General features: G+C 65.5%; 21 protein-coding genes. 1 reads left to right on the top strand and 20 read right to left on the bottom strand.

The window, feature by feature from the left end; genetic code table 11:
* Positions 1–84: 84 nt before the first annotated feature.
* From hfq to ndk, 10 genes are all read right to left on the bottom strand, one after another.
* Positions 85–321 (bottom strand): RNA chaperone Hfq, encoded by a 237-nt coding sequence (gene hfq, locus D7S86_RS13125; protein ID WP_035930711.1) that lies wholly within the window; start codon positions 319–321, stop codon positions 85–87.
* 194 nt (positions 322–515) lie between these two features.
* Entirely contained in the window at positions 516–1,853 is a 1,338-nt protein-coding gene (gene der / locus D7S86_RS13120) for a ribosome biogenesis GTPase Der (RefSeq protein ID WP_121087144.1), read from the bottom strand.
* Between the two features lie 162 nt (positions 1,854–2,015).
* Entirely contained in the window at positions 2,016–3,188 is a 1,173-nt protein-coding gene (bamB, locus tag D7S86_RS13115; protein WP_121087142.1) for an outer membrane protein assembly factor BamB, read from the bottom strand.
* 145 nt (positions 3,189–3,333) lie between these two features.
* A complete protein-coding gene (locus D7S86_RS13110; RefSeq protein WP_121087140.1) occupies positions 3,334–3,963 on the bottom strand; it encodes a YfgM family protein in 630 nt (209 codons plus the stop codon).
* Positions 3,964–4,135: 172 nt separating this feature from the next.
* The gene (hisS, locus tag D7S86_RS13105) at positions 4,136–5,476 is read right to left on the bottom strand and encodes a histidine--tRNA ligase (protein WP_121087139.1); all 1,341 of its coding nucleotides are present in this window, start codon (positions 5,474–5,476) and stop codon (positions 4,136–4,138) included.
* A gap of 18 nt (positions 5,477–5,494) precedes the next feature.
* Entirely contained in the window at positions 5,495–6,787 is a 1,293-nt protein-coding gene (gene ispG / locus D7S86_RS13100; RefSeq protein WP_121087137.1) for a flavodoxin-dependent (E)-4-hydroxy-3-methylbut-2-enyl-diphosphate synthase, read from the bottom strand.
* A gap of 88 nt (positions 6,788–6,875) precedes the next feature.
* Positions 6,876–8,174 carry a helix-turn-helix domain-containing protein gene (locus tag D7S86_RS13095; protein ID WP_121087135.1) on the bottom strand — a complete coding sequence of 433 codons (1,299 nt, stop codon included), beginning with the start codon at positions 8,172–8,174 and terminating at the stop codon, positions 6,876–6,878.
* Positions 8,167–8,931 carry a hypothetical protein gene (locus D7S86_RS13090; protein WP_121087133.1) on the bottom strand — a complete coding sequence of 255 codons (765 nt, stop codon included), beginning with the start codon at positions 8,929–8,931 and terminating at the stop codon, positions 8,167–8,169. The genes D7S86_RS13095 and D7S86_RS13090 overlap by 8 nt, the downstream gene beginning before the upstream one ends.
* Positions 8,928–10,079, bottom strand: coding sequence for a dual-specificity RNA methyltransferase RlmN (gene rlmN / locus D7S86_RS13085; protein ID WP_121087557.1), 1,152 nt, complete (start codon positions 10,077–10,079; stop codon positions 8,928–8,930). Before rlmN ends, D7S86_RS13090 begins: the two co-directional genes overlap by 4 nt.
* Before the next feature lie 127 nt (positions 10,080–10,206).
* On the bottom strand, positions 10,207–10,632 hold the full coding sequence (gene ndk, locus D7S86_RS13080) for a nucleoside-diphosphate kinase (RefSeq protein WP_121087131.1): 426 nt from the start codon (positions 10,630–10,632) through the stop codon (positions 10,207–10,209).
* Positions 10,633–11,175: 543 nt separating this feature from the next.
* On the opposite strand from ndk, the gene D7S86_RS13075 reads away from it, so the two are divergent.
* A complete protein-coding gene (locus D7S86_RS13075) occupies positions 11,176–11,880 on the top strand; it encodes a Bax inhibitor-1/YccA family protein (protein WP_121087129.1) in 705 nt (234 codons plus the stop codon).
* Between the two features lie 412 nt (positions 11,881–12,292).
* Here D7S86_RS13075 and rlmD read toward each other — a convergent pair whose 3' ends face one another.
* From rlmD to dnaX, 10 genes are all read right to left on the bottom strand, one after another.
* Positions 12,293–13,609: a 23S rRNA (uracil(1939)-C(5))-methyltransferase RlmD gene (gene rlmD / locus D7S86_RS13070; RefSeq protein WP_121087127.1), complete on the bottom strand. Its 1,317-nt coding sequence runs from the start codon at positions 13,607–13,609 to the stop codon at positions 12,293–12,295.
* Positions 13,610–13,903: 294 nt separating this feature from the next.
* The gene (locus D7S86_RS13065) at positions 13,904–14,680 is read right to left on the bottom strand and encodes a 3'-5' exonuclease (RefSeq protein ID WP_121087125.1); all 777 of its coding nucleotides are present in this window, start codon (positions 14,678–14,680) and stop codon (positions 13,904–13,906) included.
* Positions 14,677–15,753: an RNA polymerase sigma factor RpoS gene (rpoS, locus tag D7S86_RS13060; RefSeq protein WP_121087123.1), complete on the bottom strand. Its 1,077-nt coding sequence runs from the start codon at positions 15,751–15,753 to the stop codon at positions 14,677–14,679. The genes D7S86_RS13065 and rpoS overlap by 4 nt, the downstream gene beginning before the upstream one ends.
* 13 nt (positions 15,754–15,766) lie before the next feature.
* Positions 15,767–16,699, bottom strand: a complete 933-nt coding sequence (locus D7S86_RS13055) for a peptidoglycan DD-metalloendopeptidase family protein (RefSeq protein ID WP_121087121.1) — start codon at positions 16,697–16,699, stop codon at positions 15,767–15,769.
* Between the two features lie 5 nt (positions 16,700–16,704).
* A complete protein-coding gene (locus tag D7S86_RS13050; protein WP_121087556.1) occupies positions 16,705–17,901 on the bottom strand; it encodes a protein-L-isoaspartate(D-aspartate) O-methyltransferase in 1,197 nt (398 codons plus the stop codon).
* A complete protein-coding gene (gene surE / locus D7S86_RS13045) occupies positions 17,898–18,656 on the bottom strand; it encodes a 5'/3'-nucleotidase SurE (RefSeq protein WP_121087119.1) in 759 nt (252 codons plus the stop codon). Before surE ends, D7S86_RS13050 begins: the two co-directional genes overlap by 4 nt.
* Before the next feature lie 71 nt (positions 18,657–18,727).
* Positions 18,728–19,951: a CaiB/BaiF CoA transferase family protein gene (locus tag D7S86_RS13040; protein WP_121087116.1), complete on the bottom strand. Its 1,224-nt coding sequence runs from the start codon at positions 19,949–19,951 to the stop codon at positions 18,728–18,730.
* 26 nt (positions 19,952–19,977) lie between these two features.
* Positions 19,978–20,574, bottom strand: coding sequence for a recombination mediator RecR (gene recR / locus D7S86_RS13035; RefSeq protein WP_121087114.1), 597 nt, complete (start codon positions 20,572–20,574; stop codon positions 19,978–19,980).
* Between the two features lie 36 nt (positions 20,575–20,610).
* The gene (locus tag D7S86_RS13030) at positions 20,611–20,937 is read right to left on the bottom strand and encodes a YbaB/EbfC family nucleoid-associated protein (RefSeq protein WP_121087112.1); all 327 of its coding nucleotides are present in this window, start codon (positions 20,935–20,937) and stop codon (positions 20,611–20,613) included.
* 68 nt (positions 20,938–21,005) lie between these two features.
* Complete coding sequence (gene dnaX / locus D7S86_RS13025) at positions 21,006–23,648, bottom strand: DNA polymerase III subunit gamma/tau (protein ID WP_121087110.1); 2,643 nt, start codon at positions 23,646–23,648, stop codon at positions 21,006–21,008.
* Positions 23,649–23,709: the final 61 nt, after the last annotated feature.

Here is a 23,709-nt window from a genome sequence, read left to right as displayed (position 1 = left end):
CGCCTCGATTCGAACGGCAGCGGTCCGGTACGGACCGTCGCGCTTCGTCAAACGGGGCGCGCGGCATTCAGGAGCGTGCGCGCCTCAGGATGTTTCGGCATCCGGATGGAAGTTGACCGGACGCGCCGGCACGACCGTCGAGATTGCGTGCTTGTACACCATCTGAGTCACCGTATTGCGGAGCAGAACGACGTACTGGTCGAACGATTCAATGTTGCCTTGCAACTTGATCCCGTTGACGAGGTAGATCGACACGGGCACATGTTCTTTTCGCAGTGCGTTCAGGAACGGGTCTTGTAGTAGTTGCCCTTTATTGCTCATAGCAGGCTCCGTTTTGTTTTTTGCGGGTTGAAATAACTGCGGGACGAAGAAAAAGAAATCCGACCCAGTGACACTATAGCCGATTTTCCCCGCCCCACGCCTCGCTCCGGGCGCGCCCGAAAGTCCCGCTCAAGCAGACGGGACGCCGCTTCGCGGTACTTTTCGCGGGGCGCAGCACCCCGCGCGCGAAGGGCTTAGTCCTTGTCCGCGTACGGGTTCTGGCTCGAGCGAAACTCGATGCGCAATGGAGTGCCCGTCAGGCCGAAAGTTTCCCGGAAGCGACCTTCGAGATAGCGCTTGTACGCATCCGTAATCGCGTCGAGCGCATTGCCGTGCACGACGATGATCGGCGGATTCTGCCCGCCCTGGTGCGCGTAGCGCAGCTTCGGCCGCACCGGTCCCTTGCGCCGCGGCTGCTGGAATTGCACGGCGTCGATGAGCGCGCGCGTGAGTCTGGGCGTCGGCAGCTTGGCCATCGCGGCCGCGTAGGCCTCGTCGACCGAGCGCATCAGCGCGCCGATGCCCGTGTTTTCCTTGGCCGAGACGAAATGAAATTTCGCGAAATCGAGGAATTTGAGCTTGCGCTGCATATCGTGCTTGATTCGATCGCGCGCATGCGAATCGAGCCCGTCCCACTTGTTGACGCCCACCACGAGCGCGCGCCCCTGCTCGACGACAAAGCCCGCGATATGCGCGTCTTGCTCGCTGACGTCCTGCTGCGCGTCGAGCAAGAGGATCACGACGTTCGCGTCCGAGATCGACTGCAGCGTCTTGACGACCGAGAACTTCTCGATCGCCTCGAACACCCTGCCGCGCCGGCGCAAACCGGCCGTGTCGATCAGCGTGTACGGCCGACCCTGGCGTTCGAACTCGACGTGAATCGAATCGCGCGTGGTGCCGGGCATGTCGAACGCGATCACGCGCTCTTCGCCGATCAGCGTGTTCACGAGCGTCGATTTGCCGACGTTCGGACGGCCGACGATCGCGATCTTCGTGCCGCGCGTATTCGCCGCTTCGTCGTCTTCCTCGGGACGGCCCGCATACGCGATCGCGAGCGCGTCATCGATCGTTTCGGTCACGCCGTCGCCGTGCGCCGACGAAATCGCGCGCGGATCGCCGAGGCCGAGTTCGTAGAAATCGGCGGCAACCGCGCTATAGCGCATGCCTTCAGCCTTGTTGACGACGAGCACGATCGGCCGGCCCGACTTTCGCAGGTAGTCGGCGATGGTCTTGTCCTGCGGCGCGAGCCCGTTTCGGCCGTCGACGATAAACACGATCACGTCCGACTCCTCGACGGCCTGACGCGTTTGCCGCGCCATTTCATGGAGGATGCCGTCCTTCGCGACCGGCTCGAAACCGCCCGTGTCGACCACGAGATACGGCCGGGATCCGACGCGCCCCTCGCCGTAATGGCGGTCGCGCGTGAGCCCCGGCAAATCCGCGACAAGCGCGTCACGCGTGCGCGTCAGACGGTTGAACAGGGTCGATTTGCCGACATTCGGCCGCCCCACGAGGGCGATTACGGGTTTCATATTTTCGATACCAAAAAGCGCATGCGGCCGGCATGAACGCCGGCCGCATGAATGCGATGGGTCGTGCGATCGGAATCGGACCTCGACGCCGCTTCATCGCGCGCGTCGTCCGGGCTCGCAATCGCATCGGACCGCGCTGCGCAGCGCGGTCCCGACTCTGAATTACTGTGCGCGATAGGCGTAGAGATCGCCGTCCCGCGCTTGCACGACGAGCGTGTCGCCGGCCACGACCGGTGCCGCGGACACGCCGCTGCCGTTGGTTTTCACGCGCGCGACGAGCACACCGGAGTCGCGCGACAGGAAATGCACATAGCCTTCGAAATCGCCGACGGCGATCGCGTTGCCGATGATCGTCGGGACCGTCAGCGTGCGGCTCTTCAGCGCCGAATTCTGCCAGACGCGCGTGCCGTTGGCCGCATCGTAGAGCGAGACTTCGGACCAGTCGTTCGTCGATACGACGACGTTCTGGTCGGCGGTCAGGCCGCCGTAGCTCGAAAACGGCTGCTCCCAGACCGGACGGCCGCTCTCGGCTTCGAAACAGCCGATCCGACCCTGGAACGTCACCGCGCACGTTTCACGGCCGACGAGCGTCGGCGAGCCCGCGACGTCGTTGATCCGCTCGACCTCGGTCACGCCGGTCGGGTAGGACACCGGCGTCTGCCAGTATGCATCGCCGGTCTCGAGATTGAGCGCCGCGAGCGCGCCGCCGGGGAAGCCTGCGAGCACGGCGGTCGGACCCGCGAAGATCATGCCCACGGTCGTGCGCAGGTTCAGCGGCACGGCGCGGTTGCGATAGCTCCACTTCTGCTCGCCCGTATTCGCGTTGAATGCCGTGATCCGGCCGTCGATCGTCCGCACGAGCACATAGCCGTTGCCGACGAGCGGCGGCGTCACGATTTCGCCGCTTGCGTTCGCCTTCCAGAGTTGCTTGCCGTCGTTCCCGAGCACGTAGACCGTGCCGTCGAGACCACCGACCGCGACGAGCGTGCCGTCGCTGCCGACGCCGGCCGACAGGTCGTCCTCGACCTTGACCGACCATTCCGTCTTGCCCGACGCGCCGTCGATCTTGATCACGCTGCCGTTCTGACCGGCCGCATAGACGTCGTTACCGACGGCGATCGGCTGAAACAGGTATTTCCCGGCCTTGCCGACGCTCGAGGTCCAGACCGGCTTGACGTCAAGCGTCGGCTTGAAATCGGACAGCGGCGTCGGTTCGCGACGCGGATCCTCATGCGAGGTGCATGCCGCGAGCACGGATGCGAGCGAAACCGTGACAACCACACTGCCAAGCCACTGCGCTGCGCGCGCGATCGAAACCTTCGTTGGGTAACGCATTCTCTTTAAGAAGCCCTTGAATATTCGCGGAAACCTGTCCGGCGACCGAATGCCGCCGACGATGCGTGCAACTTGCGACGGGACCGCCGTACGCCTCACGTTCGCGCGAGGCATCGGCCGCCGCTCGCCGCCGCCCGGATGGCCGTCAGCCGCCGAGCGCGTCGAGCTTGAATTGAATCAATTGCTTCTGGCTCGGATCCATGTCACCGACGGTCGCGAGCGCAGTCTTGTAGGCCGCGCGGGCGTCGTCGCTCTTGCCTTGCGCCGCGAGCAGATCGCCGCGCCGATCGGCGAACAGGCCCTTGAACGCAGCGGGCGGATCGTCGGCCAGCAGCTTGAGGCCCGCGTCATAGGCCTTCTCGTCAAGCAGCACGCCCGCGAGACGCAGCTTCGCGATTTCGCGATACTCGTCATCCTTCGCGTGGTCGATCGCCCATTGGAGCTGCGCCTTCGCGCCATCCGTGTCCGATGCGAGATACAACGCCTTCGCGGCCTGAAGCGCGGTCATCTGCGCGTATGGCGCGTGACCGTAATCGTCTTCCATGCGCTTGGCGATATCGGCAATGCGCGCCTTGTCGCCGCCGGCGATCGTTTGCTGCACGGTCTCATACAACTCCGATGCCTTGGCCGTCTGCTTGCGCTGCCAGAAGTTCCAGCCGTTGAAGCTCGCGGCGATCAGCAGCGCGATCAGCACGATCCACGTGACCGCATTGCCCCAACGCGCCCACCACGCCTTCAGTTCGTCCAGTGTTTCCTGCTCTTCGTGATAACTCATGCGCTACGTTCCGTGGCTACTTTCGGTGAGTCGGTCTGTTGGTTTCGCGTCAGGGCGGATTCGCGTCTGCCGCGAACCCGGACGACGGCGCATGGCCATCGCGTATCGCCCCTCTGCTTCTTGCTTTCGTGCATCGCACGGATGCCGTCGGGCATCGTGCTCGTCGACGGTCTTACTCGTCGTCGACGGTCGCCACCATCGCGTCGATCAAGAACTCCGTCAGTTGCTCGATCGGCACTTCGGCTTGCTTGTCTTCCTGGCCCGCGGCATCCCCGTGCGCACCGCGCAGCGGTTTGACGCCAACGACCCCCGCCTCGACTTCGCGGTCGCCAATGATAACCGCATAGGCTGCCCCGCTTGCGTCGGCGCGCTTCATCTGCGACTTGAAGCTCGCGGTCGCCCCGTCGGCGCTGCAATGGAAAATCACGTCGAGGCCCGCGTCGCGCAGCCGCTCGGCCGCGACGAGGCCCTGCACGCGCGCGTTGTCGCCCTGATGCACGACGTAGATGTCGCAGCCTTCGGGCGCGGGACCGAGATCGCTCTCCTTGAGCAATTCGATGATCCGCTCGACGCCGAGCGCCCAACCGCACGCGGGCGTCGGCTTGCCGCCGAGCTGCTCGATCAGCGGATCATAACGGCCGCCGCCGGCGATCGTGCCCTGTGCGCCAAGCTTGTCGGTGATCCACTCGAAGACCGTGAGGTTGTAGTAATCGAGGCCACGCACGAGGCGCGGATTGATCGTGAACGGGATGTTGTTGGCCTTGAGCAGTTGCTGCACGCCGTTGAAATGCGCCAGCGACGCTTCGCCGAGAAAATCGATGAGCTTCGGCGCCTGATTCGCGATCTCCTGCAGCGCGGGATTCTTCGTATCGAGCACGCGCAGCGGATTCGTGTAGAGACGGCGCTTGCCGTCTTCGTCGAGCTTGTCCTGATGCTGTTCGAGATACGCGATCAGATGTTCGCGGTGCGCCGCGCGCTCGGCCGGCTGACCCAGCGAATTGATCTCGAGGCGCACGCCCGTGAGGCCCAGATCGTCCCACAGCCGTTGGCACATCAGGATGATTTCGGCATCCGCATCGGGTCCCGCGAAGCCGAGCGCCTCGACGCCGACCTGATGGAACTGGCGATAGCGCCCGCGCTGCGGACGTTCGTGGCGGAACATCGGCCCCGTGTACCAGAGACGCTTCGGGCCGTCATACAGCAGGCTGTGCTCGATGGCCGCGCGCACGACGGCGGCGGTGTTTTCGGGACGCAGCGTCAGGTTCTCGCCATTGAGCGCATCCGTGAAGCTGTACATCTCCTTCTCGACGATATCGGTGACTTCGCCGATGCCCCGCGTAAAGAGCTGCGTATGCTCGACGATCGGCGTGCGCACGTTCTGATAGCCGTACGCGCGCAGCATCGAGCGCACCGTCGCTTCGAGGTACTCCCACAACACGGATTCCTGCGGAAGGATGTCGTTCATCCCCTTCACGCCGGACAGCTTGGCTAACTTTTTATTCGAATCTGACATGACACTCAGCGTGGAAACTCAGGCCGCGGGGGCGGTTTGATCGGCGACGCTTTCTTCGGACGGCGCGCCATAGGTACGGACGACGTAGTCGCTGACGATCGCCTGGAAATCGCGAGCGATATGCTCGCCGCGCAAGGTCATCGCCTTGACGCCGTCGATGAACACGGGCGCGGCGGGATTCTCGCCCGTGCCCGGCAGGCTGATCCCGATATTCGCGTGCTTCGACTCGCCCGGACCGTTGACGATGCATCCCATGACGGCCACGTTCATGTCGGCCACGCGCGGGTACTGCGTGCGCCAGATCGGCATCTGGCTACGCAGATATTCTTGGATCTGGGACGCGAGTTCCTGGAACACGGTGCTCGTCGTGCGGCCGCATCCGGGGCATGCGATGACCATCGGCGTAAACGCGCGCAAGCCCATGGTCTGCAGAATCTCCTGGCCGACGATGACCTCACCCGTGCGCGATGCGCCGGGTTCGGGCGTCAGCGAGATCCGGATCGTGTCGCCGATCCCTTCCTGCAGCAGCACCGATAGCGCGGCCGTCGACGCGACGATGCCCTTCGATCCCATGCCGGCTTCGGTCAGACCCAGGTGCAGCGCGTATTCGCAGCGGCGCGAGAGCTCGCGGTAGACGGCGATCAGGTCCTGCACGCCGCTGACCTTGCACGACAGGATGATCCGGTCGCGTCCGAGACCGAGTTCGACCGCGCGCTCGGCCGACGAAATCGCGGACTGGATCAGCGCCTCGTACATGACGCTCGACGCGCCCCACGGCTCGCTCCGCTTGCCGTTCTCGTCCATCATGCGCGCGAGCAGATCCTGGTCGAGGCTCCCCCAGTTGACGCCGATGCGAACCGGCTTGTCGTACCGGATCGCGGCCTCGATCATTTGCGCGAACTGCGTGTCGCGCTTCGCGCCCTGCCCGACATTGCCCGGATTGATCCGGTACTTCGACAGCGCCTGCGCGCATTCGGGATAGTCGCGCAGCAGCAGATGGCCGTTGTAGTGGAAATCGCCGACGAGCGGTACGGGCACGCCCATGCGGTCGAGTTGCTCGCGCACCGCGGGCACGGCCGCGGCGGCCTCGGGCGTATTGACCGTGATACGGACGAGTTCGGATCCGGCTTGGGCCAGTTCCTTGATCTGGATTGCCGTGCCGATCGCATCGGCCGTATCCGTGTTGGTCATCGACTGGACGCGCACGGGCGCGTCGCCACCGACCATCACGACGTTATCGCCCCATCGAATCGGGACGCCGTGCGACTTGCGACGCGGCAGCGAGCCACCCAAAACCGGTTCTTGCGACATTACGAGACTTCTCCCTATTCATGCGCCCCGGCGCCGTCGAACGGCGCTCGCGGACACAGGGCCGCCACCCGGCGGCCTCAAAACCCAATCAAGGCAGCGTAAACCGCGCGACGTTGCCCTTCGCATTCGCGTATTTTGACGGATCGACGGGCGCGCCGTTGACCTCGAGCGCGTCGACGCCACGGTTGTTGCCGATGACGAATTGCAACGGCGGCTTACCGACCGCGTCCTTTGCATCGCCGGCATGCAACAGGCCCGACATGACTTCCTTGCCGCCGGCCTCACGCACACTAACCCATGTGTCCGCGCTCACGCTGACATGAATGGATTGCTGACCGTCGACGGGCTCCGGTACATCGCTCGCCGGTTCGGCATCGGCCGCCTTCGCCGCCGCATCCGCCGCATCCGCCGCCTTCGACGCGGCAGACGCGGCCTTCGGCGCCGATGCCGCAGGCGACGATCCCGCCGCGGCGACCGCCGCAAGCGTCTGCGCGGCCGGCGACGAGGCAGCCGGAGCGGCCGGCGCCGTCTGCGGTGCGGCTTGCGGCGCGGTATCCGCCGCCGCGGCGACGGTCGGCGCCGAAGCGCTCGCGTTCGTATCGGCCGGCGCCTGCGTATCGGAGGCCGCGCCCGGTGCGTCGCCCGACGCCTCGGCCGGCGCGTCCGCGCTGGTCGAAGCCGACGTCGACGCCGCGCTCGCGGCGCCTGCGGTGGACGTGGCGGCCATCGGCTTGAATCGCGCGAGCCAAGCGGACGGCTCGGTCCCGCTGCGATACAGCAGCAGCACGACGACCGCGAGCACGACGGCGCCGATCCCCCAGACCCACGGACGACGCTTGGCCGGCCCGCTCAGCGACACGGTCGACATCTTGCCCGAGCGCGGCAAACCGCCTCCGCGCGACGCGGGCATCGTCAGGTCCTGTTCGATCGGCCCCGTCGATTGCCGCATCGCGGCGGTCAGGGGGGCCGCATCGACACCCAGGAGCTTAGCGTATGCGCGAATCACGCCGAGCGTGAATGTCATATCCGGTAAGGCGGACAGGTCGCCCGCCTCGATCGCGCGCAGCTTGTTCGGGGGGACTTTCAGACGCGTCGAGACATCCTCGATCGACCAGCGACGCGCCTCGCGCAGTTGCGTGAGACGCGCGCCGACGCCGGCCGCCGACGTCAGCGGCGCCTCGACCGGCGCGGTCGGCAGCGCCGACGATCCATGATCCTGCGCGTCGTCCACGTGAGCCGGCCCTTCGGCCGTGGGATCCGCCGCGTCGCCCGCAGGCGTCACCGGGCCCGTCGCGTCGGCACGATCCGTCTCGTGCGCGTCGTTGGCGGCCAGTCGCTGCGACTCGGCGACGGCGTCGTGTGACGCCGAATGCGGCTTGTTACTCATCCCGATTTTCCTCGCTCGAATATTCTTGTCTGGTCCGACGATCCATCGTGCCGCCAGTCGCTTGTTGCGACTGCCCCGTGCGGCCGTCGTTCAATTGCTTCCGATTCCGGTCGGAAGCAGCCGAATTGTCTATCGCAATGCTTTGCGCGTGCAACTGCCCGATTTCGGGGCGCGCGGACCCTGTCTCTCCCGGCGCCCGTCGGAGGTCATCCGCGCTCCCGTCCGGCTCAGCGCTACGAGCGGCGTTCAGCTCGTGTGCGCCCCCCGTGGCACGGGCGTCTCGGGCCGGCGCGGCGCCCGCCGACGGCCGGCTGGCAACCGGCGCGCGCGACGCGGCCGAACCGCAGTTCGCGGCGCGCACGTATTGGAATCGCGCGGCATTCGCCGACAACGCGCGATCGGCCCGGGCCCCCGGCGTCGCGAGCGCGCGAGCAAAATAATCAGCGGCGCGCGCGCAATCGCCTCGCTCCAGCGCAATCAGCGCAACCATATGCAAGGCATCGCGATGGGCTGGATCGATATCGAGCGTCCGCCGCGCCTCGTCCTCCGCAATCTCCAACGCCGCGCCCTGCAGGTAGATTCGTCCGAGTTCCGCGTGCACCGAGGCGCGCCAGGGCTGCCGCGATTCGCTCAGCGCTGGCGTCCACGAGTCGTATGCACAACCGCCCGTCACCAGCAGCGCGATCGCCGCCGCGCACCGCGTGCGCGCGCCCGTCGCGCCGGTTGGCCGTTCCGCCGGGCAGCGCGCAAACGTCATACCGCACGCACCTCGATGACCTTTGCGCCATCCTTGGCTTGGCGATGCGTACGCTGCGCCAGGCGCGTGCGATCCTTGACCTCGCCCGCAAGCTGACCGCACGCGGCGTCGATATCGTCGCCGCGTGTCTTGCGGATCGTCGTCACAAGCCCGGCATCCATCAAAATCTGCGCAAAAGCCTTGATCCGATCGTTCTTCGAGCGCAACAGACCCGACTCGGGGAACGGATTGAACGGAATCAGGTTGAGTTTGCACGGCACATCGCGCGTCAACGCGATGAGTTCGCGCGCATGCGCATCGGTGTCGTTGACGCCGTCGAGCATGCAGTATTCGAACGTAATGAAGTCGCGCGGCGCGACCTTCAGATAGCGCTGACACGCGGCCATCAGCTCGCGCAGCGGGTACTTTCGATTGAGCGGCACGAGGTCGTCGCGCAACGCATCGTTGGGTGCGTGCAGCGACACGGCCAGCGCGACGGGGACTTCGGCGCCGAGGCGATCCATCATCGGCACGACGCCCGAGGTCGACACGGTCACGCGCCGGCGCGACAGTCCGTAGGCGTTGTCGTCGAGCATGAGGCGCAAGGCGGGCACCAGCGCATCGAAGTTGAGCAACGGCTCGCCCATGCCCATCATCACGACATTCGTGATCACGCGCTGATCCGCGTCGCCGCGCCCGCCTCCCGCGCCGAGCGAGCGCCGGAGCATATGTTCGGCCATCCAAAGCTGGCCGATGATCTCGCCCGTCGTCAGATTGCGGTTGAAGCCCTGCTTGCCCGTCGAGCAAAAGCGGCAATTGACCGCGCAGCCCGCCTGGGACGACACACAGAGCGTCCCGCGCGTTTCTTCGGGAATGAAAACAGTCTCGACCGCGTTGCCGTTGCCGACGTCGACGAGCCATTTGCGCGTCCCATCGGCCGACACGTGGTCGCTGACGATAGCCGGCGCGACAATGTGCGCGCGGGTCTGGAGTTTCTCTCGCAAGGACTTCGCGAGATCGGTCATGCCATCGAAGCCCGTCGCGCCGAACTGGTGGATCCAGCGTTGCAACTGCTTCGCGCGAAACGGCTTCTCGTTCAGGCTCGCGCAGTATGCGACCAGCCCGGCCGCATCGAAATCCAGCAAATTCACGGTTTCAGCGTTCGCCATATCGATCACCTGCGTGTTTCGCGAATCCGCCGCGCGCACTTCGCGCGCGACCGATTCCATTTCCGTCATGACAGGCCGGCTTGCCCGGCGATCGCACCGCCCGGCAGGCCTGCCGACATCTCGCGGATTAACGCGAGTAGATATTCGCTTCCGGGAAGAAGAAAGCGATTTCGACCTTCGCCGTTTCCACCGCATCCGAGCCGTGCACCGCATTGGCGTCGATGCTGTCCGCGAAATCGGCGCGGATCGTACCCTTTTCAGCCTTCTTCGGATCGGTCGCGCCCATCAGGTCGCGGTTCTTGGCGATTGCGCCTTCGCCTTCGAGCACCGACACGACGACCGGGCCGGAAACCATGAAATCGACGAGGTCCTTGAAGAACGGGCGCTGTGCGTGCACGCCGTAGAACTTCTCGGCTTCCGCACGCGACAGTTGAGCCATCTTGGTCGCGACGACCTTCAGGCCCGCGCCTTCGAAGCGGCTCAGAATCTGGCCAACCACGTTCTTCGCGACAGCGTCAGGCTTGATGATCGACAGGGTGCGTTCGAGCGCCATTAAAAGCTCCAAATAAATAAGAAGTTACGTTCCTAAACGAACCCGGTATTCTAACACTAAGGCCGGTTGCACCGTGAAGGATCGCTGCAGTCATTTTGGCGAAGACGCCCGCGCGTGCGCAGTCGGCCGAATGGCCAACGTTGAGCCCTGCCCGCGGGCCTGTCCTCGAGCCTTGCTTTGACCCTATTGCCAGCTCGGCAATCGGCGCACCCATGCTTACGGTTTCTTTACGCGCCTTTAAGTCCGATTTAAGTAAGATCTGCGCATGATGCGTTCACGCTGAACGCATGTGCATGCTGCGCTCAGCGGTGCGGCACGATACGCACGGCGACCGGGATGTCGATCGACGGGGCTGCGGCGCAACAAGCGGCGCCGGGCGAGTTACACTGCTCACAACGCGCACGGCATGCCCGCTTCCGCAGTTCGCCGAATGCATGCGCCGCGGCGGGTTCCGCGTCCTGCAGGCGCGGAACGCGGCCGGCGGGCACGGGTCCAACGCGCAGAAAACAGACAACATTGGTGGTACAACCTGGAGTACACCTCATGAGCGACTTTCGAACCTACGATCTGAGCCGTACGGGCGCGAGCTCGGTTGCGCTGCGCAACCGCGTGCTGCGCAACACGTACTGGCTGCTCGCGCTGTCGATGATCCCGACCGTGCTGGGCGCGTGGATTGGCATCGTGACGGGCTTCGGCATGTTTGCCGGCGCGTCGCCCGCGATGACCTTCATCCTGTTCTTCGCCGTCGCGATGGGCCTGATCTTCGCGATCGAACGCTTCCGCAACAGCGGGGTCGGCGTCGTGCTACTGCTGGCGTTCACGTTCTTCATGGGCCTGATGCTGTCGCGTCTGCTGAGCTTCGTGCTCGGCCTCGTGAACGGTCCGGCGCTGATCATGATGGCGTTCGGCGGCACGGCCGTGATCTTCGCGGCGATGGCCACCGTCGCGACGGTCAGCAAGCGCAACTTCGCGGGCCTCGGCCAGTGGCTTTTCATGGGCGTCATCGTGCTGCTGCTCGCGAGCTTCGCGAACATCTTCCTGCACCTGCCGGCGCTGATGCTCACGGTATCGGTCCTCGCCATCGTGATCTTCTCGGCCTACATCCTGTTCGATGTGCAGAGCGTCGTGAACGGCGGTGAAACGAGCTATGTGAGCGCGACGTTGCGGATCTATCTCGATCTCTACAACGTGTTCACGAACCTGCTTGCGATCCTTTCGATCTTTGGCGGCGGCGGAAATCGCAACTGATCGATCGACATGGCCGTGCCGCACGTCGCGGCGCGCGTCACAAACAAAAACGGCCACAGGTTTGAACCTGTGGCCGTTTTTTATTGCCTGCCGCACCCGCAGCACCCACTCCGTTCGATCAGCCGCTCCGCAGCGCCGCAAAGGGCCGCCATTCCGAGAGGCGCAGCCGGATGGCCCGGATCACCCGGATCGCTGGATCCCTGACGCCGAACGCTGGGGCGCTGGGGCGCTGGGGCGCTGGGTCGTTGGGTCGTTGGGTCGTTGGGTCGTTGGGTCGTTGGGTCGTTGGGTCGTTGGGTCGTTGGGTCAACGGGTCAACGGGTCAACGGGTCAACGGGTCAACGGGTCAACGGGTCAGCGGGTCACTAGATCAGCGGAACGCAGCATCGGCCAACCGCACTGCCGCGTTCGGTCAAATCGATTCGCGCTCGAACAGCGCAATCGATTCGACGTGCGACGTATGCGGGAACATATTGACCACGCCGGCGCCGCGCAAACGATACCCCGCCTCATGCACGAGCAAGCCCGCGTCGCGCGCGAGTGTCGACGGATTGCACGACACGTAGACGATCCGCTTGGGTAGCAAAGCCTCGCGGCCTTGCTGGTGAAGCTCCGCCAGCGCCTTGGCGACCGCGAGCGCGCCTTCGCGCGGCGGATCGACGAGGTACTTGTCGAACGGTCCGAGTGCGGCGAGGTCGTCCGCCGTGACCTCGAACAGATTGCGCGACGCGAACGACGTCCGTTCGCCCACGCCATTTGCGACGGCGTTGTCCATCGCGCGCTGCGTGAGCGTCTCGCTTCCCTCGATGCCCATGACGGTGCCCGAGATTCTGGCAAGCGGCAGCGTAAAGTTACCGATTCCGCAGAACAAATCGAGCACGCGGTCTGTCCGCTCGGGCGCGAGCAAGCGCAATGCGCGGTGGACCAGCACACGATTGATCTTGTGATTGACCTGCGTGAAATCGGTCGGCCGGAACGGCATCCGAATGTCGTATTCAGGCAGCCGGTACGCGAGTTCGAGATCGACGGGATAAAACGGATGAACCGTATCGGGGCCTTTCGGCTGGAGCCAGAACTGGACGCCATGTCGATCGGCGAACGCGCGCAGCAACGCTTCGTCATCGGCATTCAACGGTTCGAGCACCCGCAGCACGAGCGCGGTCACGCCTTCGCCGATCGCGAGTTCGATCTGCGGCAAGCGATCGAAAATCGACAACGCGCCGACGAGATCGCGCAACGGACGCAACAGGGCCGACACATGCGGCGGCAGCACTTCGCACGAGGTCATATCGACGACGTAGCTGCTCTTGCGCTCGTGAAACCCGACGAGCACCCCGCCCTTCGCCGCGACGTGGCGCACGGTCAAACGCGCACGGAATCGATATCCGCTCGACGGCCCGTGAATCGGCCGGAACATCATGTCCGGACGCAACTTCGCGAGATGCAGGAGATTGTCCTCAAGCACGCGCTGTTTGACCGCGATCTGGGCGCGCATCTCGAGATGCTGCATCGAGCATCCGCCGCACCGATCGTAGACCGGGCACGCGGGTTTGGCCCGCAGCGCGCTGCCGCGCAGCAACTCGACCATCGTCGCCTGCTCGAATTTCGGCTTGCGCCGATACGTCGCATACCGCACCCGCTCACCCGGCAGCGCCCCCTCGACGAAGACGACCTTGCCCGGCGTACCGTCCTCGTTCGTCGGTTGGCGACCGACGCCGCGCGCCTCCATATCCAGCGAGACGATGTCGATGATGGGGTAACTCGAAATGGGCTGCGGCTTCTGAGGCCTTTGAGACTTGTGCGGCACGATGAACGTTCTGTGTCAGACGGCGGGAAGGCCGCATTGTAGACCAACCACGCCGTGCCGCTCCGCACGCTTCGAATATCCGGTGTCGCGACGCGCGCACGCCCGTACACGGCCGCACACGGGCCGGCCTATCCGACCCGGCAGATCCCGCTACACCGGCTGCGGAGACCGGTCGTCCGATGCACACGCTTCATGCAAAACGCGATCGATCGCACGCTACGCCGCAAACGCGGCGAGATATTCCTGCCACTGCGGTCCGCGCTCGCTCGCGAGCGCGCGTTTGACGACGTCGATTTCCGTCTCGTAGTCGTCCTGCGTCAAGGCGCCCCGCATGAGCTGAAAACGCGCATAGAGCAGATACGTGTTCACGACATCCGTTTCGCAGTAGTTCCGGATCTCTTCGATGCGTCCTTCCTGAAACGCTTGCCAGACCTGCGAGCCGTCCATGCCCATCTTGCCCGGAAAACCGCACATCTTCGCGAGCGCGTCGAGCGGCGCGTTCGCGCGCGGCTGGTACATCGCGAGCACGTCCATCAGATCGGTATGCCGCATGTGATACCGCGCGATGTAGTTATTCCATTTGAAATCGCGATCGTCCTCGCCCATGTCCCAGTACTTCGCCGCGGCGATGCCGTGCACGAGCGCGCGATAGTTGAGCACCGGCAGATCGAAGGCCCCGCCGTTCCACGACACGAGCGTCGGGGTATACCGTTCGATGACCTTGAAGAACGACTGGATCAGCGTCGTCTCGGGATCGTCGGGCGCACCGAGCGAGCGCACGCGAAACCCTTCCCGGTCGCGAAACGCGCATGAAATCGCCACAATGCGATGCACATGATGGGGCAGAAAATCGGAGCCCGTTTTCTCGCGACGCGCCGCGAAAGCCCGCTCGGCGACCTCCGCATCGGTCAGCGCCGCCGTCTCGTCGTCGAGCCGGCGCAGCCCCGCCACATCTGGAACCGTTTCAATATCAAAAACCAGCACCGGCGTCACAACACCGCGTCCTTTCTCACACCGTTCGATGCGAAGTATCGTTTGAGGCGCACGAGCGCTTCTTGTTGTATCTGCCTGACGCGCTCGCGCGTCAGCCCCATTTCGTCGGCCAGTTCCTCGAGGGTCGCCGGCTCGACATTGTTCAGGCCGAAGCGGCGTTCGATCACGTGGCGATGTTTGTCCGACAGCCGGGAAAGCCAGGCCCGCGTCAATTGTTCGAGTTCGCGATGCTGGACTTCCGAGTCCGGCGACTCGCTCTGCTCGTCCGACAGCAAGTCGAGCAGGCTGCTCGTCGGATCGAGTTCAAGCGGCGCGTCGAGCGACGCCGTATGTTCGTTGAGCGCGAGGATATCGGTCACTTCCTCGGGCGTCTTGCCGGTCAGGTGCGCGATATCCTCGACGCTCGCGTCGCGGCGCTCGCCCGCATGCTCCGAATTCGCGGAGCTCTTCTCGAGGTGACGCTTCGCGCGGAGGACCTGATTGAGTTCGCGGATCACGTGGACCGGCAGGCGCACCGTGCGCGCCTGATTCATGATGGCGCGCTCGATGCTCTGACGGATCCACCATGTCGCATAGGTCGAGAATCGAAAACCGCGTTGCGGGTCGAATTTCTCAATCGCATGCATGAGACCGAGATTGCCTTCCTCGATCAGATCGAGCAACGGCACCCCGCGGTTCAGATAACCCTTGGCAATACTGACGACCAGGCGCAAGTTGCGCTCGATCATGACCTGGCGCGCCGGGAATTCGCCGTTCTTCGCAAGCGTCGAGTAATGCTGCTCTTCACTGACGGTCAGCAAGGGTTTGACGCTGATCCGGTTCAGATAATGCTGGATCGTATCGGCGGTCAGTTCCGCCTTGAGCACTGCCTTAAAGTCGTCGGGATCGGGCTCCGGCGTGCTCGCCGTGCCCGAGAGACGCTCGCCGCTGTCACCGAACTCCTGCTCGGCGCCGTCGGCCTCGTCGTCTTCCGATTCGGCGCGCGCGCCGCGCTCCTCATCCGAATCTGCGGCGTCTTGCTCGCGGGTGTCATCGGACATACCTGCGTGTTGGCGTCGCTTCACTTTCGGCATGGTGCTCCCTAGCCTATTGAGGCGGTAGGTACTGTAGCGGATCGACCGGTTTGCCCTGCTTGCGAACTTCGAAATGCAACATCACGGTATCGGCGTCGGTGTTGCCCATCTCGGCGATCTTTTGCCCCTTCGTCACGGCATCGCCTTCCTTGACCAGCAACGCGCGATTATGCGCATACGCGGTCAAAAACGTCGCGTCGTGCTTGATGATAATCAGGTTGCCGTAGCCACGGAGACCGTTCCCCGCATAAACAACACGTCCTTCCGACGAGGCCCGCACGGCGTCGCCCGGCGCGCCGCCGATGTCGACCCCCTTATCCTGCGCATCGAAGTTATGCAGGATCGGACCCTTCGCCGGCCACGCGAACGAGACGGCACCATTCGACACCGGCGTGTTCGCGCTCGTCGACGGCGCGGCCACGACCGGCGGCGGCGCATTCGATGCCGGCGCGCCGTTTTGCGCAACCGGTGCGGGCGGCGTCACGCCGTTATTCGCGGGGCCGTACGGCGAAGGAGGCGCGGGAATCGCGCCCGGCGCGGTCGCGATCATCGGCGGATTCGATCCCGGCGGCGCCACACGCAAGAGTTGATCGACCTCGATCTGATTCGGATTCGTAATGTTGTTCCACGCTGCGACGTCACGATAGTTGCGTCCGTTGACGAGCGCAATCCGGTAAAGCGTGTCACCGGGTTTCACACGATAGTAGCCCGGCGGCGCAGGTGGCAAAGGCGCGGCGACTTCGGGCGCGGGCGCGGTTTGCAACGTGCCTGGAGGCGGCATCTGCGTCGTCGGGGCGCCGATCCCGGCCGACGGTGATCGATCGATGACCGGGGCATTGTCGAGTCGCGTCGAACACGCGACGAGCGTCGACAACACGCTGACGATTGCGATCCGCTGAGCCATCGACGTCGTGGAATTCACGCTCTGTCTCCGCAACTTACTCATCGCTTTTAAATCACTCCAGATTTTAAGGGCACAAAGAAAACACGATCAAGCTGCGATTCGTGCCATTGATGCTCGGCGACGCGCTCAACAAGCGTCAGCACCTGAGACTCGGCGCCCACGGGCGCGACGAGCCGGCCGCCAATCTGCAACTGTTCGAGCAACGCTTGCGGCACGTCGAGCCCCGCCGCCGCAATCACGATCGCATCGAACGGTGCAACGTTTGGCATGCCAAGCCGACCGTCGCCGTAATGCAAACGAATGTTCGGGATCCTCAAAGGCCGCAGATTGTGTTTCGCGCGCTCATATAACGGACGAATCCGCTCGATCGAATACACGTCGCGCGCGACGCCCGACAGCACGGCGGCCTGATAGCCGCACCCCGTGCCGATCTCGAGCACGTTCTCAAGCACGCGGCCGTTCGCGGCCAGTTCGATCATCCGCGCGACGACCGACGGTTTCGAAATCGTCTGGTGATGCCCGATCGGCAGCGCGGCTTCTTCATAGGCCTGCGTCGCGAATCCCGGATCGACGAACAGATGGCGCGGCACGGCCGCCATCGCCGCGAGTACGCGCGGGTCGCTGACGCCGTTCGCGCGAACGCGTTCGACCATGCGCTCGCGCACGCGTTCAGACGTCAACGAAAAATGCGCGGGCGCGACGGACGACGGCGATACGCGCAGTGGATTCGGCGCCGCGGCGGGTTTGACGGACGCCGTCACGGTGTTGACCGTGGCGACGGCGCGCGGCGGCGTCGGCGGCGCAGCACGCGCGGGGGTCTGGGCGCGCGCGCGTTCCGCGGGCCGCGCGTGTTCGGTCGCGAGCACGGCCGCGCGGGTGCGCTGTTCGGTCGAGATACGCGGCGTGGACGCACGCGCATCGGAAGGCGTACGGGCTTGCGCGGGCACCGGCGGCCGAACCGTCGAATCGATCGGCGCGCGCGCGCTCGCCGCCCCCGCTACCGAGCGCGGCGCGGCCGGCGGCGCGCTCGGAGCCGACGATCGCGGCGCGGGTCCGGCTGCGCGCTTTTTCGAATCGAATCCGGCATGCGCGACCGTGGCCTTGGTCGCCGTCTTCACGCCGATGTTCGCCTTCTCATTGCCGCCCTGCGCGCTCGTCTTGCCTGCCGGTTTGCCATGCTTCGATGCCGGGGCGCGGACGAGATCGTCAAGGCCGAGCGGAAAACGCTTCGGCGCTGTCGTCATGAGCGAGGCTCCGCGAGCGCCGTCCACTCGCGCAGACTGTCGAGCGTCGCCACATCGGTCAAATCGAGCTGCAACGGCGTGATCGAGACCTCGCCCGACGCGACCGCATGAAAATCGGTACCCGCGCTCGCCTCGCGCGCCTCGCCGCTCGCACCGATCCAGTAGATCGCCTCGCCGCGCGGATTCTGTTGCCGGATCACCGGCTGCGACGGATGCCGTTTGCCGAGCCGCGTAATGCGCCAGCGGTCGAGTTCCGCATACGGGCGATTCGGTATATTGACGTTGAGCAGGAACGGCGCGGGCAAAGGATGCCGCAGATAGTGCTCGACGATGTCGACCGCCGCACGCGCCGCATCGCCGACATGCTGCCAATCCTTTCCGGCGAGCGAGAACGCGAACGACGGCAGACCGAACAGAAATCCTTCGGTCGCCGCCGCGACGGTGCCCGAATAGAGCGTGTCCTCGCCCATGTTCTGCCCGTTGTTGATGCCCGAGACGACGATGTCCGGCCGGTAGTCGAGCACGCCCGTCAACGCGATGTGGACGCAATCGGTTGGCGTGCCGTTGACATAGCGGAAACCGCTCGGCGCCTCGAACAGCGAAAGCGGTCGCGAGAGCGTCAGGGAGTTCGACGCCGCGCTGCAGTTTTGTTCGGGCGCGACGACTTCCACGTCGCCCAGCCGCGTCAATTCATGGTGGAGCGCCGCCAGTCCGGGCGCCAGATAGCCGTCGTCGTTGCTGAGCAGAATTCGCATGCGGGCGATTGTAACCGAGTCTATTCGGCGCTCTCGCGCCACCCTGCCTTTTTACCCGAAGGACATCGAATTCAGATGACACCGTCCGCGCGCAGCCGCGCGATGCGCGCGTCGTCGTAGCCGAGCCCGCGCAGCACGCTGTCCGTATGCTCGCCGAGCTCGGGGCCGAGCCAGCGCGTCGAACCCGGCGTCTCGGACAGTTTGGGCGTAATCGTCGGCAACGCGAGGCGTTGACCGTCGGGCAGCGTGAAACGCTCGATCATCTGCCGCGCGATAAAGTGCGGATCCGAGAACATGTCGGCCACGCTGTAGATACGCCCGGCCGGCACATCGGCCGCGTGAAGCACGGCCAGCGCTTCGTCGAGCGTGCGCGGCGCGAGCCACGCGCCGATCGCGGCATCGAGCTCCGCGGTGCGCGGCACGCGGCCGTCGTTGCTCGCGAGCCCGGGATCGTTGGCGAGATCGTCGCGGTCGATCGCGATCATCAGGCGCCGGAAGATCGGATCGCTGTTACCGCCAATGACAATGCTGCCGTCTCGGCACGCATAGGTGTTCGACGGCACGATGCCCGGCAGCGACGCGCCCGTGCGCTCGCGCACGAGACCATAGGCGTCGTATTCGGGCACGACGCTTTCCATCATGTTGAAGACCGCTTCGTAAAGCGCGACGTCGACGACCTGCCCCTTGCCATGCATCCTGCCGCCCGTCGCATCGCGATGATGCAAGGCCATCAGTGCGCCGATCACGCCGTGCAACGAGGCAATCGAATCGCCGATCGAAATGCCGATACGCGGCGGCGGCAGCTCGGGATAGCCCGTGATGTGGCGCAATCCGCCCATCGATTCGCCGATCGCGCCGAAGCCCGGCCGGTCGCGATACGGACCGGTCTGCCCGAAGCCCGACAGCCGGACCATCACGAGCCCGGGATTCGCGCGCGACAGCACGTCATAGCCGAGTCCGAGCTTCTCGAGACCGCCCGGACGGAAATTCTCGATCACGATGTCGGCCTCGGCGGCGAGCGCGCGCACGATCTCGCGGCCCTCGTCCGACTTGAGGTTGATCGTCACCGACTGCTTGTTGCGCGCCTGGACGTACCACCAGAGCGACGTGCCGCCTTGCTCGGGATAAAGCTTGCGCCACTTGCGCAGCGGGTCGCCGCCGCGCGGATCCTCGATCTTGATGACCTGCGCGCCGAATTCGGCAAACAGCCGCGCCGCGAACGGTCCGGCGATCAACGTGCCGAGTTCGAGTACCTTGACGCCCGCCATCGGGCCTGCCGTCGATGTCGCATCCATGATCCATGCACCGCCATTCTGAGCGTTCAGACAGAGCGCCGATCGAGCACCGCGCGCGCGATCGTGCCCGCGTCGACATATTCGAGTTCGCCACCGACCGGCACGCCGCGCGCGAGCCGGCTCACCGCGAGTCCGCGTGCCTTGAGCGCCTGCGCGATATAGTGCGCGGTGGCCTCGCCTTCATTCGTAAAGTTCGTCGCCAGCACGACCTCGCGCACGGCGCCGTCGGTCGCGCGCTTCATCAAGCGATCGAAATGAATTTCGCGCGGACCGATTCCATCGAGCGGACTCAAGCGGCCCATGAGCACGAAATAGAAACCCTTGTAGGTCATCGTCTGCTCGAGCATCGCCTGATCGGCGGGCGTTTCGACGACGCACAGCAAGCTCGCGTCGCGCTCCTCGTCGGCGCAGGTCTCGCAGATGTCCGCTTCGGTGAACGTATTGCACTTCGCGCAGTGATGCAGGCTCGACGTCGCGTTCAACAAGGCATTGCCGAGCCGCTCGGCGCCCGGGCGATCGTGCTGCATCAGGTGATAGGCGATGCGATGCGCGGATTTCGGGCCGACGCCCGGCAGCGCGCGCAACGCGTCGATCAGGGTGGCCAATGCGGAAGGTGGCTTCAACGTGTGCTCCGCGCGCGCTGGTGTCTCACCGTGTCGTCAAAACGGCATCTTGAACCCGGGCGGCATCGGCATGCCCGCGGTCAGCGAACCCATCTTTTCCTGCGTCGTCGCTTCGGCCTTGCGCACGGCGTCGTTGAACGCGGCCGCCACGAGATCCTCGAGCATGTCCTTGTCGTCGGCGAGCAGGCTCGGATCGATCGCCACGCGGCGGACCTCGTTCTTGCACGTCATCGTGACCTTGACCAGGCCCGCGCCCGATTGGCCTTCGACTTCGATGAGCGCAAGCTGGTCCTGCATCTTCTTCATGTTGTCCTGCATCTGCTGGGCTTGCTTCATCAACCCGGCCAGTTGGTTCTTCATCATGGCGACAGCTCCTTCAAGAATCGTGTGATCGGTGAAAACGGCCGCGCGGACGTTCGCGGCGCGTTCGCTCAGGCGGTCGGCGCGGGCCCCGCGCCGCTTGGTACGGGACGGATCGATCCGGGAATGATCGATGCGCCGAAGTCGCGGATCAGCGTCTGGACGAACGGATCGCGCTCGATCGCGCGCTCGGCGTCGAGCTGGCGTCGCGCGCGGCTCGCGTCGTCGATCGCCGCCGCCGTGTAGTGCACGGCGCCGTTGACGATCGACAGTTCGACGGCGCGGCCAAGCTGCGTATCGAGTTCGGCCTTGAGCTTGTCGACATGCGCCCGGTCGCCCAGTTGCGGAACCGCGACGCGCAATTCGAGCGTCGTGCCGCGGATCGCGCTGAGTTCGCTTCGGAACGCGAGTTCGCGCGCGAACCCGCGTAATGCCAGGCGCGTGACGAACGCCGGCCAGTCGAGATCGTGACCGAATTCGGTCAGGCGGACCGGCGGTTCCTTCGGGACCACCTCGGTCACGGGCGCGACGCCGGCATCCGCGCGCGCGCCGACGCCGGCGTTCGGCGCCGATCGCATGGACGCGCCTCGCATCGAATCGAGATCGTCGGACGGCATCGCAGACGCGCGCGCATCGCCGGTGTAACCGGTGTCGCCGGCATCGCCGGCGTCGCGATATTCGCCGCCGTAGAAGTCGTCGTCCGTCGCGTAACCGCCTTCATAGGCGGCATCCGGCAGCGCCTCCCACGGTGGGGTATCCACGGCGCGCGCAGCCGAGGCATGTTGCGCGAGAGCGGGCTCGCCCTGCTCGGCCGTCCCGCGCGGGCGCTCGGTCGACATCGATCGATCCGCACCGGCCGGCGACGCGGGGCGACGCGGCGTCGGCACCGTCACCGGCGCCGAAGGCGCGGACGAAGCCGGACGACGCGGCGCGACAGGCGCGCTTGCGCGACTCTTGTCGGTCGGCACGCGCAGCCCCGCGAGCCGCAGCGCCTCGAGTGCCGCGCGCGCGGGCGACACGGGCCGCGTGTCGGCCACGGCGGGTTCGGCTTGCTCGGCCGACGGCGGCGCGGACGCCGTGCGCGGCGCGTTCGACTCGCGCGATTCACGCGACGTGTCCGACGCAGCCGATGCGTCCGATGCGTCGACGCTTGGGGCCGCCGTATCGCCTCGATCAGCGGACGCCACCGCTTGAGTCGCACGATCCGACGCCTGCTCCGCGCCGTGCTCCAGACCCTGCGCCGATTCGTGGTGTGTTGATTCGTGCGCCCATGCCTGCACCGATTCCTGCGCGTGCACCGGCGAGCGCTCACGCGTATCGGCCGCGGCGGGGTGCACGGCCTCGGGCGGGCGACGGTCACCGACCGCATCGCCGCGCTCGCGCAGTGGCGCGCGCTCGGCCGATCCCACAGCAACCGCGGCCGCACCGGACGCCGACTCGCGCAGATCCGCGGCGCGCTTCGACGACGGCGCCGCGCCCTGCGACGCGTCCGCCGACCCGCTCGACGCCAGCGCCGCGCGGGCGGCGCCCGCTCCGGCGCGCCCCATGCCGCCGGAACCCGCAGACGGTACCGACGATGCGCCACCGGTCGACGCGCCACCCGATGGCGGCAACCCGCCGAGCCGATCGCCAAGCGGCCGGAATGCGAGCATGCGCAACAGGGTCATCGAGAAGCCCGCGTACTCGTCGGGCGCCAGCCCGAGTTCTGCGCGGCCGATCGTCGCAATCTGGTACAAAAGCTGGACCTGCTCGGCGCCGAGCGCCGACGCGAAACGACGCACGTCGCCCGCCTCGGGCCATTCGTCGAGCACCGAGGCCGGCGCGACCTGCGCCCACGCGATCCGATGGAGCAACCCTGCGAGATCGGCGAGCGCCGTCGAAAACGACAAACTGCGCGACGCCATCTCGTCGGCAATCGCGAGCACGGTCGTGCCTTCGCCCTCGACGATCGCGTCGAGCAAACGAATCAGATAACTCTGATCGAGCGCGCCGAGCATGCCGCGCACGGCCTCTTCGCCGACCACGCCCGCGGAATAGGCGATCGCCTGATCGGTCAGCGACAACGCGTCGCGCATGCTGCCGTCGGCGGCCTTCGCGAGCAGCCGCAGAGCCTGCGCGTCATACCCGATGTGCTCGGCCGACAGAATGTTTTCGAGGTGCCCGACGATGTGCGTCGCGGGCATCTGCTTGAGATTGAACTGGAGACACCGCGACAGCACGGTGACGGGAATCTTTTGCGGATCGGTCGTCGCGAGAATGAACTTCACATGCGCGGGCGGCTCTTCGAGCGTCTTGAGCATCGCGTTGAACGCATGATTCGTGAGCATGTGCACTTCGTCGATCATATAGACCTTGAAGCGCGCATCGACGGGCGCGTAGATCGCGCGCTCGAGCAGCGACGCCATCTCCTCGACGCCGCGATTCGACGCGGCATCCATCTCGACGTAATCGACGAAACGCCCTTCATCGATCGCGCGGCATGCGCTGCAGACGCCGCATGGCGTCGCGGTGACGCCCGTCTCGCAATTCAGCGCCTTCGCGAGAATCCGCGACAGCGTCGTCTTGCCGATGCCGCGCGTACCCGTGAACAGATAAGCGTGATGCAACCGTTGCGAGTCGAGTGCGTGAGTCAATGCGCGGACCACGTGGTCCTGGCCCACCAGCGACGCAAAATCCTTCGGGCGCCACTTGCGCGCGAGAACTTGGTAAGTCATCGAGATCGTTCGGTCTGTTTGCCAGAGTCCAGGATGCCGGAACCGCCTGCGATCTGCCTGC

Source organism: Pararobbsia silviterrae (genome assembly GCF_003628125.1).
Taxonomy (GTDB): Bacteria; Pseudomonadota; Gammaproteobacteria; order Burkholderiales; family Burkholderiaceae; genus Pararobbsia; species Pararobbsia silviterrae.
This window is presented reverse-complemented; position numbering and strand designations above follow the sequence as displayed.

Coding starts and splice junctions, on each gene's coding strand:
- hfq (WP_035930711.1), bottom strand. CDS start 321: ATGAGCAATAAAGGGCAACTACTACAAGACCCGTTCCTGAACGCACTG.
- der (WP_121087144.1), bottom strand. CDS start 1,853: ATGAAACCCGTAATCGCCCTCGTGGGGCGGCCGAATGTCGGCAAATCG.
- bamB (WP_121087142.1), bottom strand. CDS start 3,188: ATGCGTTACCCAACGAAGGTTTCGATCGCGCGCGCAGCGCAGTGGCTT.
- D7S86_RS13110 (WP_121087140.1), bottom strand. CDS start 3,963: ATGAGTTATCACGAAGAGCAGGAAACACTGGACGAACTGAAGGCGTGG.
- hisS (WP_121087139.1), bottom strand. CDS start 5,476: ATGTCAGATTCGAATAAAAAGTTAGCCAAGCTGTCCGGCGTGAAGGGG.
- ispG (WP_121087137.1), bottom strand. CDS start 6,787: ATGTCGCAAGAACCGGTTTTGGGTGGCTCGCTGCCGCGTCGCAAGTCG.
- D7S86_RS13095 (WP_121087135.1), bottom strand. CDS start 8,174: ATGAGTAACAAGCCGCATTCGGCGTCACACGACGCCGTCGCCGAGTCG.
- D7S86_RS13090 (WP_121087133.1), bottom strand. CDS start 8,931: ATGACGTTTGCGCGCTGCCCGGCGGAACGGCCAACCGGCGCGACGGGC.
- rlmN (WP_121087557.1), bottom strand. CDS start 10,079: ATGGCGAACGCTGAAACCGTGAATTTGCTGGATTTCGATGCGGCCGGG.
- ndk (WP_121087131.1), bottom strand. CDS start 10,632: ATGGCGCTCGAACGCACCCTGTCGATCATCAAGCCTGACGCTGTCGCG.
- D7S86_RS13075 (WP_121087129.1), top strand. CDS start 11,176: ATGAGCGACTTTCGAACCTACGATCTGAGCCGTACGGGCGCGAGCTCG.
- rlmD (WP_121087127.1), bottom strand. CDS start 13,609: ATGGAGGCGCGCGGCGTCGGTCGCCAACCGACGAACGAGGACGGTACG.
- rpoS (WP_121087123.1), bottom strand. CDS start 15,753: ATGCCGAAAGTGAAGCGACGCCAACACGCAGGTATGTCCGATGACACC.
- D7S86_RS13055 (WP_121087121.1), bottom strand. CDS start 16,699: ATGAGTAAGTTGCGGAGACAGAGCGTGAATTCCACGACGTCGATGGCT.
- D7S86_RS13050 (WP_121087556.1), bottom strand. CDS start 17,901: ATGACGACAGCGCCGAAGCGTTTTCCGCTCGGCCTTGACGATCTCGTC.
- surE (WP_121087119.1), bottom strand. CDS start 18,656: ATGCGAATTCTGCTCAGCAACGACGACGGCTATCTGGCGCCCGGACTG.
- D7S86_RS13040 (WP_121087116.1), bottom strand. CDS start 19,951: ATGGATGCGACATCGACGGCAGGCCCGATGGCGGGCGTCAAGGTACTC.
- D7S86_RS13030 (WP_121087112.1), bottom strand. CDS start 20,937: ATGATGAAGAACCAACTGGCCGGGTTGATGAAGCAAGCCCAGCAGATG.
- dnaX (WP_121087110.1), bottom strand. CDS start 23,648: ATGACTTACCAAGTTCTCGCGCGCAAGTGGCGCCCGAAGGATTTTGCG.